General features: G+C 41.3%; 7 protein-coding genes. All 7 read right to left on the reverse strand.

Annotated elements, in window-relative coordinates; translation table 11 throughout:
* Positions 1 to 33: 33 nt before the first annotated feature.
* Positions 34 to 708 carry a LiaF transmembrane domain-containing protein gene (locus K4Z77_RS07405; RefSeq protein WP_049500863.1) on the reverse strand — a complete coding sequence of 225 codons (675 nt, stop codon included), beginning with the start codon at positions 706 to 708 and terminating at the stop codon, positions 34 to 36.
* 4 nt (positions 709 to 712) lie between these two features.
* Entirely contained in the window at positions 713 to 1,159 is a 447-nt protein-coding gene (locus K4Z77_RS07410; protein WP_045612311.1) for a LytTR family DNA-binding domain-containing protein, read from the reverse strand.
* A gap of 113 nt (positions 1,160 to 1,272) precedes the next feature.
* Positions 1,273 to 1,776 (reverse strand): phosphatase PAP2 family protein, encoded by a 504-nt coding sequence (locus K4Z77_RS07415; RefSeq protein ID WP_224218923.1) that lies wholly within the window; start codon positions 1,774 to 1,776, stop codon positions 1,273 to 1,275.
* A 95-nt stretch (positions 1,777 to 1,871) separates the two neighbouring features.
* Positions 1,872 to 3,632, reverse strand: coding sequence for an ABC transporter ATP-binding protein (locus tag K4Z77_RS07420; RefSeq protein ID WP_224218924.1), 1,761 nt, complete (start codon positions 3,630 to 3,632; stop codon positions 1,872 to 1,874).
* Complete coding sequence (locus K4Z77_RS07425) at positions 3,622 to 5,391, reverse strand: ABC transporter ATP-binding protein (RefSeq protein WP_224218925.1); 1,770 nt, start codon at positions 5,389 to 5,391, stop codon at positions 3,622 to 3,624. Before K4Z77_RS07425 ends, K4Z77_RS07420 begins: the two co-directional genes overlap by 11 nt.
* Positions 5,366 to 5,836, reverse strand: coding sequence for a MarR family winged helix-turn-helix transcriptional regulator (locus K4Z77_RS07430; RefSeq protein ID WP_224218926.1), 471 nt, complete (start codon positions 5,834 to 5,836; stop codon positions 5,366 to 5,368). Before K4Z77_RS07430 ends, K4Z77_RS07425 begins: the two co-directional genes overlap by 26 nt.
* 178 nt (positions 5,837 to 6,014) lie before the next feature.
* The gene (locus K4Z77_RS07435; RefSeq protein WP_224218927.1) at positions 6,015 to 6,731 is read right to left on the reverse strand and encodes a YebC/PmpR family DNA-binding transcriptional regulator; all 717 of its coding nucleotides are present in this window, start codon (positions 6,729 to 6,731) and stop codon (positions 6,015 to 6,017) included.
* Positions 6,732 to 7,446 lie beyond the last annotated feature (715 nt).

A 7,446-nucleotide genomic window follows, 5' to 3' on the forward strand; every position in this document is an offset into this window, starting at 1 on the left:
TCTTCATTTTTGCAAGGGAATTGGAAGATTTTTTTATTTAACGTAGACAATTCCCAACTTCCCAAAGGCCACATCTCCACGGATAATCAAGGTTTTGCTGGTTGGGGCTAGAGGAGTATCTGCCTTGGCTACGCCACAGAAAGTTTCTACCTTTAAATCAACTCCCCAATGTTGAGGAACATAGATAACTGCATTCCCAAAACCGACTTCTATCTTCAAGGTTGCGCTATCTCCCAACATCTCTGCATTGTCATAATATATCTTGGCATTGCCAAAACCAACTTCTACTTGATCTTCTACCAATTCTTGCTCTTGCTTGTAGAAAGTCCCAGTCCCAAAAGCAACTTCCTTATCTGTAAGAATGGTCTTTTTACCATCATACCACCATTTTTTCCCATTCCAAGTTCTGTTAGAATGAGTGAGTGCGCTGACACCCATTACGATTAAAATACTTGCCCAGAACAATGACTGATTGGGAATTGGTAAAATGCCATAAAAGTGGTTAGCAATCATTAAGGCTACTAGAGCTGTAAAAGAGGCTGAAGTTAAGTGACGACGCAACAAAGCTCCAACTGATTGATAGGCAAAAAATGCAATACCAAGCAAGGGCCAAATTTGCCCACCGAATGAAGGGATTCCAAAATTCCCCTGCAATAATACTAAAGCCGCCAAAATAAGCAACACAATACCAAATGCTTTCTTTTTCATGTTCTTACCTCATGTTTCTTAGATTTTCTTTTAGGAGGGATTGGTAATGTCGTGAGACATGAACCTCCTTGTGGGTCTGATAAAAGGAAATGGTGCCCGTTCCTGAAAAGGACTTGTCCACCGAATAGATTTGCCGAATATTAGTAATGGTCGACTTGGATACTCGACTGAAATAACGGGGCAGGATAGACTCCAACTCATAGAGTTTAAGCCGAACCTCGTAGGCATCTTTATGGGTATGGGCATAAATCTTGCTACCTTCCGTCTCAAAGAAGAGAATTTCTGACAAGTCTAAGTAGTATTCACCCGTCCCCTTGTAAAAAATCAACCTAGGAGACTTGGACTCTTGCAAGAGGCGCTGTAAATCCGCAATCTCATCCGTCAAAGTCGCTGCCTTGATGACAATTTCAGTTTCCTCTAAATTGCTGTCAATTTCGATTCGTAACTTCATTCCATCTCCTTTCTGACTCTACTATATCAAAGGTAAAATAAGAAAACAAGAGCAAAAAAGCAAGTGGTTACTTTAGACCCGTAAGTGGTTCTAAGATCACCTTAACTTACAAGTCAAAATAGAAAGAAAAGCACACCCCACACAAGTCCGCAAGCATAACCAATCAAGACATCCTTGGGATAATGGACACCACCTAGGACTCTTACTAGACCGAGGATGGCTGATAAGATCAACAAGATTAAACCTACCGATAGACTAGCATGTAAGCAAGCCATGGAGATAATGGTTGCTGAAAAGACATGACGACTGGGCATAGACTGACCAGGACTATCTCTGTCAAACAAGGGATTAATATTCCATTCCTCATAAGGCCTAGGAGCATTGATTTTCTTACGGAGAAAGGACAAAATCACAAAACCTGCCGCAGGAACAAACACATACATCAAGACCTGTTTCCCAAATCCTTGTTGGAGATAGGTAGTGGCTAATAAAGTTAGATAAACTATAGGCATAACTACTGTCATGAACTGATTGAAAATTCTTAACAATCTCAGAAGAAAGGGCTTATTTTCAATCTTACCAGCAACGTGGCCATACCATTCTTGATAATTTTTCATATATTTTCTCATCATTTACTCAAATTTTGCTTATAGGGAAGCACTTGTCTTCTAGTATAGTGCAGAAAAAGAAGGCCGTCAAGCCTTCTTTCGATTTATTCTTCTGCTTCGTCTTCTGTAAACTGACTGTTGTAGAGGTCAGCATAGAAGCCTGCTTGCGCCATTAGCTCCTCATGACTTCCTTGCTCGATGATATTGCCATCTTTCATAACAAGAATCAGGTCAGCATTGCGGATGGTTGACAAGCGGTGGGCGATGACAAAGGAAGTTCTTCCCTCCATCAAACGATCCATAGCTTTCTGAATCAATTCCTCTGTACGGGTATCAACAGAAGAAGTCGCCTCATCTAAGATTAGGAGCGGTGCATCTTTCAGCAAAGCACGAGCGATGGTCAAGAGTTGTTTTTGCCCGACAGACAAGGTCACTGTATCATCCAAGACGGTATCGTAACCATCTGGTAGAGTCATGATAAAGTGGTGAATCCCTACAGCCTTGCTGGCTTCAATCACGCGCTCATCACTAATCCCCTTTTGGTTATAGATAAGATTGTCGCGAATGGTTCCTTCAAAGAGCCAAGTATCCTGCAAGACCATTGAAAAGGCATCGTGTACTTCCGAACGCTTCATTTCTTTGGTATCCACACCATCGATGCGGATACTTCCCTTATCAATCTCATAGAACTTCATCAAAAGATTGACAATGGTTGTCTTACCAGCCCCAGTCGGTCCGACAATGGCAACCTTTTGACCTGCATGAGCAATCGCAGAAAAGTCATGGATAATGGTTCGCTCTGGTGTATAACCAAAGGAGACTCGATCAAAGACTACTTGACCTTTCATATCGCTCAATTGTCTTGCTTTATGGGATTCGTCTTCCATTTCCTCTTCAGCTAGGAATTCAAAGACACGTCTCATGGCTGCGCTAGCCTGCTGCAAACTAGTAATCCCTTGGGCAATTTGTGAAAGAGGCTGAGAAAAGATACGAACGTAGGCCATAAAGGCAACGATAATCCCTATACTAATCTGCCCATTCAGAGCTAAGGCTGCACCAACGATAATCACTAAGGCATAGCTAAAGTTCCCAATGAACACCATAATCGGCATCATAATCCCTGAAATAAACTGAGACTTCCAGATACTGTCATACAGACGATGGTTTAATTTCGCAAACTCTTCTTTCGTTCTCTCGATAGCATTGTAGCTGGTCACCACATTATGACCAGAGTACATTTCTTCCACATAACCATTTACAGCTGCCAAATCCTGTTGCTGACTCTTAAAGAATCCCTGTGATTTGCCCATAAAGACAGACACGAAAGCAAAACCAATAAGGGTTGAAACAACCGTCACCAAGGCTAAAATCCAGTTCATGCCAAACATGGTTACTAAGACCGCCACGACCAGTAAACTAGATGAGAGAACTGTTCCTAAACTTTGATTGAGGGACTGGGCTGCAGTGTCAACGTCATTGGTTACACGAGACAAGGTATCCCCCTGAGAATGTCCATCAAAATATCCCAATGGTAGGCTATTGATTTTCTCTGCAATGGCTCTTCTCAAACGCTCTGAAAAACGTTGAATAGCTGTTGTAAACAGAAATGCCTGTAAATAATTTGATAGAAGTCCGATCACATAAATCACGGCCAAAAAACCACCAATAGCTGCAACCGCAGCGACATCCACACTTGTTTCCAGACCACTGGCAATAATATTGGTCATTTCCTTGATACGGGTTGGACCATATACAGTAATGATATTGGATACGATTGTTGCTAGAGAGGCGATTAGAAGGGCAAACTGGAGACCTGCAAGATAGGGTTTACTCTGTTTCCAGAGAGACATTTTCTTATTTTCCATGTTCCAATTCCTCCTTCGATAGTTGTGAATAGGCAATTTCTTGGTAAACTTCGTTATTAGCTAGAAGTTCCTTGTGGGTGCCTTGTCCCGCGACTTTTCCTTGATCCAAGACCAAAATCAAATCTGCATCCATAATCGTTGAAATACGCTGTGCGACAATGAGCTTGGTCATAGACTTGGTTTTCTCTGCTAGCTCTTGGCGTAGAACTCGGTCTGTCTTGTAATCCAAGGCTGAGAAGGAGTCATCAAAGATGAGGATTTCTGGCTTCCTAGCCAAGGCACGCGCAATAGCCAGACGCTGTCTTTGACCACCTGAGAAGTTGGTTCCTCCTTGGGCCACTTCTGACTCTAAGCCAGCTTCCTTGTCTTCGATAAAGTTCTTAGACTGGGCCAACTCCAAAGCCTGCCACATAGCTTTCTCACTAAGTGGTGTTTCTTGACTGCGTCCAAAATCTAAATTGCCCTTGACATCGCCTGAAAAGAGAACCGCTTTTTGAGGGATATAACCAACCTTGTTGCGCAACTCTTCCAAGTCATAGTCTTGAACATTGACACCATCCACCAGAATTTGCCCTACTGATACGTCGTAAAAACGTGGAATCAGATTGACCAGAGTTGATTTACCAGAACCAGTTGACCCAATAAAGGCCACTGTTTGACCCGCTTCTGCTCTAAAGCTAACATTCTCAATAACCGCCTCCGAATTTGCCGCATAGCGGAAGGTCACATCCTTAAACTCGACCTGACCTTTGAGGTTTTCATCAGCCAGCTGCACTTGAGCAGGGTTTTGAATAGAAGAATGCAAATCTAAAACCTGGTTGATCCGCTTAGCAGAGACCAGAGTTCGGGGAAGAACGATGAAAAGTGCTCCCATGAGAAGGAAGCCCATGACAACCTGCATGGCATAAGACATGAAAACAACCATGTCACTAAAGAGAGGCAGACGCTCTGTTGGAGCAGCATCGTTGATTACATAGGCTCCAATCCAGTAAATCGCCACACTCAAACCACTTGAAATCCCCATCATGATAGGATTCAAAATAGCCATAAGACGGTTGACAAACAAATTCAAGCGTGTCAATTCATCATTTGCTGCTGCAAATTTTTCATCTTGGTACTTTTCAGCATTGTAGGCACGAACAACGCGAATACCTGTTAAACTTTCACGAGTGATACTGTTCAGTTTATCAGTCAGACTTTGAATCAAGGACTGTTTTGGGAAGGCTAGCGTCATCAAAACGGTCGTCATCAAAACATTGACAATCACTGCCACAAGTACGGCCCAGAGCCAGTATTCTGAATGACCTAAAATCTTCCCGATAGCCCAGATAGCCATAATCGGACCACGCGTAACTACTTGCAAGCCCATGGTAATCAACATCTGAACCTGAGTAATGTCATTGGTGGTACGAGTTAGGAGACTGGGAATAGAGAATTTCTTAATCTCTGTCTGCGAGTAATCCAAAACTCGGTTAAAAATATCACTTCTCAGCCTACTAGTATAAGAAGCGGCCACTCTGGACGCAAAAAATCCAACTGCAACTGCGGACAAGAAGGCCAGAAAGGACATTCCCACCATCATACCTGCTGGCTGCCATAACTCATCCAAGTTGGTTCCCTGAGTTCCAAGCAAATCAGTGATTTTAGAGATATAGGTCGGTACTTCCAACTCTAGGTAGACCGAAAAGCAGGTAAAGAGAATGGCTAGTAAAATCATCCCCCATTCTTTTCTACTAATTCTTTTGGCTAATTTCTTCATTATCTCCTCCTATTCTCTTGATATTTTCCTGTAGTTGAGCAAGGACTTTCTCAAAAATCAGTAATTCATCTTCATCAATGCCTTCCATCAACTGCTTGTCTATTCGTTCAAAAAAGGCCTTAACCTCTTGCATCTGAGAACGTGCTTTGTCCGTCAAACGAACAAATTTTGCCCGCTTATCGCTAGGACTCGCCTCCAATTCCACCAAACCATTTTGCACCATACGCTTGACCAAATTACTAGCAACAGACTTGGTAATATTGAGTTCCTGCTCTATATCTTTAATCAAGACCAAGTCTTGGTTTTTCTCACGATTATCCAAAAAACGAACAACCTGACCTTGAGGCCCACCCATAAATTCAATACCACAACGTTTGGCTTCCTTTTGCACCATCAGGTGAATCTGATGACCAAAACGCTTAAAGACTAACATCGGTTTATCCATACTAACTCCTTTCTAACCATCACATTTAGTTCTCCTAGGAACTAAATAAGTTTCCGTGAGAACTATTTTACCACTTTGAAAAGAGATGTCAAGAAAGAAAGTTTCCAAGAGAACTATTTTTTTGATTTAAAAAATCCCAAGTGATTTTTTCACTTAGGATCATGTTCTCTAGGTTAAATTAGAACCCGTCTACGTTCGTATAAATCTTTTGTACGTCTTCGTCGTCCTCAAGAACGCTGTAAAGTTTTTCAAAGGTTTCAAGGTCATCCCCTAACAATTCTACTTCTGACTGAGGAATCATTTCCAATTCAGTCACTTGGAATTCTTCGATACCTGACTCACGAAGGGCAACGATAGCCTTATGAAGGTCAGTTGGAGCTGTGTAAACAGTGATTGTTCCTTCTTCTGCTTCTACATCATCCACATCCACATCTGCTTCTAACAATTGCTCAAAGACTGCGTCCGCATCTTCACCTGCAAATACAATAACACCCTTGTTATCGAAGAGGTATGAAACCGAACCTGAAGCGCCCATGTTTCCGCCATTTTTACCAAAAGCTGCACGGACATTAGCCGCTGTACGGTTGACGTTTGAAGTCAAGGTATCAACGATTAGCATTGAACCGTTTGGTCCAAAACCTTCGTAACGTCCTTCTGTAAAGGTTTCGTCTGTGTTTCCTTTTGCTTTATCAATCGCTTTATCGATAACGTGTTTTGGCACTTGGGCTTGTTTGGCACGGTCGATAACGAATTTCAAAGCAGTGTTTGATTCTGGGTCTGGATCACCTTTCTTAGCTGCTACATAGATTTCTACACCAAATTTTGCATATACTTTAGAGTTAGCTCCATCTTTAGCCGTTTTCTTGGCTACGATATTGGCCCATTTACGTCCCATTAGGAATCTCCTTTTTTCACATTTTAATCTTCCTTATTATAACACAAGTTTTTTCGATTTTCACTAAAGGAAATGGATTTTATTCAGTAAATCAAGCTAGGATGACACTTTTGCCGCCAAGATGGCCTTGCCTTTCTATCTTTATCAACATTCAAAAAACAAACTAGACCATTATCTGCAAATAGAAAGTTTCAGCCAAGTTTGACAAAGTCCGCTCAAGCTACTGTTTTGAGGTTGTAGATATAAGCGACAAAAACAATCATACTGCAGCTTTTGTTGACAGTCTACTCCAGACATATCATAGTTCAAGTAAATACTTTGAAATTCAACAGTTCTTATAGGCACTATTGTATTCTAAGAAATCAATAGAAGAGTTTCTAAACAAAACCATAATTTATATGTTCCCGAAACAGAAATTTATGTTCTTTTTGATTTCACATGATACTGAAATTAGACTAGTACACTGGCACTTCTAAAACAAGCAAAAGGTAGCTAATCCCCTGTATAGCAAGGAGTTTCACTACCCTTTTTACTTTTTTGGCTCTATAATATTTGTAGTGGGTAAATCCCCTATGGATATTATGGAGCCGATTTTGTTGTAGAAAAAAGTCCCATAAGATCTATAATGAAAAGCGACCAAACCATCATTAGAAAGAATCATATGGAACAATTACATTTTATCACAAAACTACTCGATATTAAAGACCCTAATATC

This window comes from Streptococcus mitis subsp. hohhotensis, assembly GCF_020089495.2.
Classification (GTDB): domain Bacteria; phylum Bacillota; class Bacilli; order Lactobacillales; family Streptococcaceae; genus Streptococcus; species Streptococcus hohhotensis.

Excerpts from the sequence above, each read along its gene's own strand:
- K4Z77_RS07415 (WP_224218923.1), bottom strand. The coding sequence starts at position 1,776 with ATGAAAAATTATCAAGAATGGTATGGCCACGTTGCTGGTAAGATTGAA.
- K4Z77_RS07430 (WP_224218926.1), bottom strand. The coding sequence starts at position 5,836 with ATGGATAAACCGATGTTAGTCTTTAAGCGTTTTGGTCATCAGATTCAC.
- K4Z77_RS07435 (WP_224218927.1), bottom strand. The coding sequence starts at position 6,731 with ATGGGACGTAAATGGGCCAATATCGTAGCCAAGAAAACGGCTAAAGAT.
- K4Z77_RS07420 (WP_224218924.1), bottom strand. The coding sequence starts at position 3,632 with ATGGAAAATAAGAAAATGTCTCTCTGGAAACAGAGTAAACCCTATCTT.
- K4Z77_RS07425 (WP_224218925.1), bottom strand. The coding sequence starts at position 5,391 with ATGAAGAAATTAGCCAAAAGAATTAGTAGAAAAGAATGGGGGATGATT.
- K4Z77_RS07410 (WP_045612311.1), bottom strand. The coding sequence starts at position 1,159 with ATGAAGTTACGAATCGAAATTGACAGCAATTTAGAGGAAACTGAAATT.
- K4Z77_RS07405 (WP_049500863.1), bottom strand. The coding sequence starts at position 708 with ATGAAAAAGAAAGCATTTGGTATTGTGTTGCTTATTTTGGCGGCTTTA.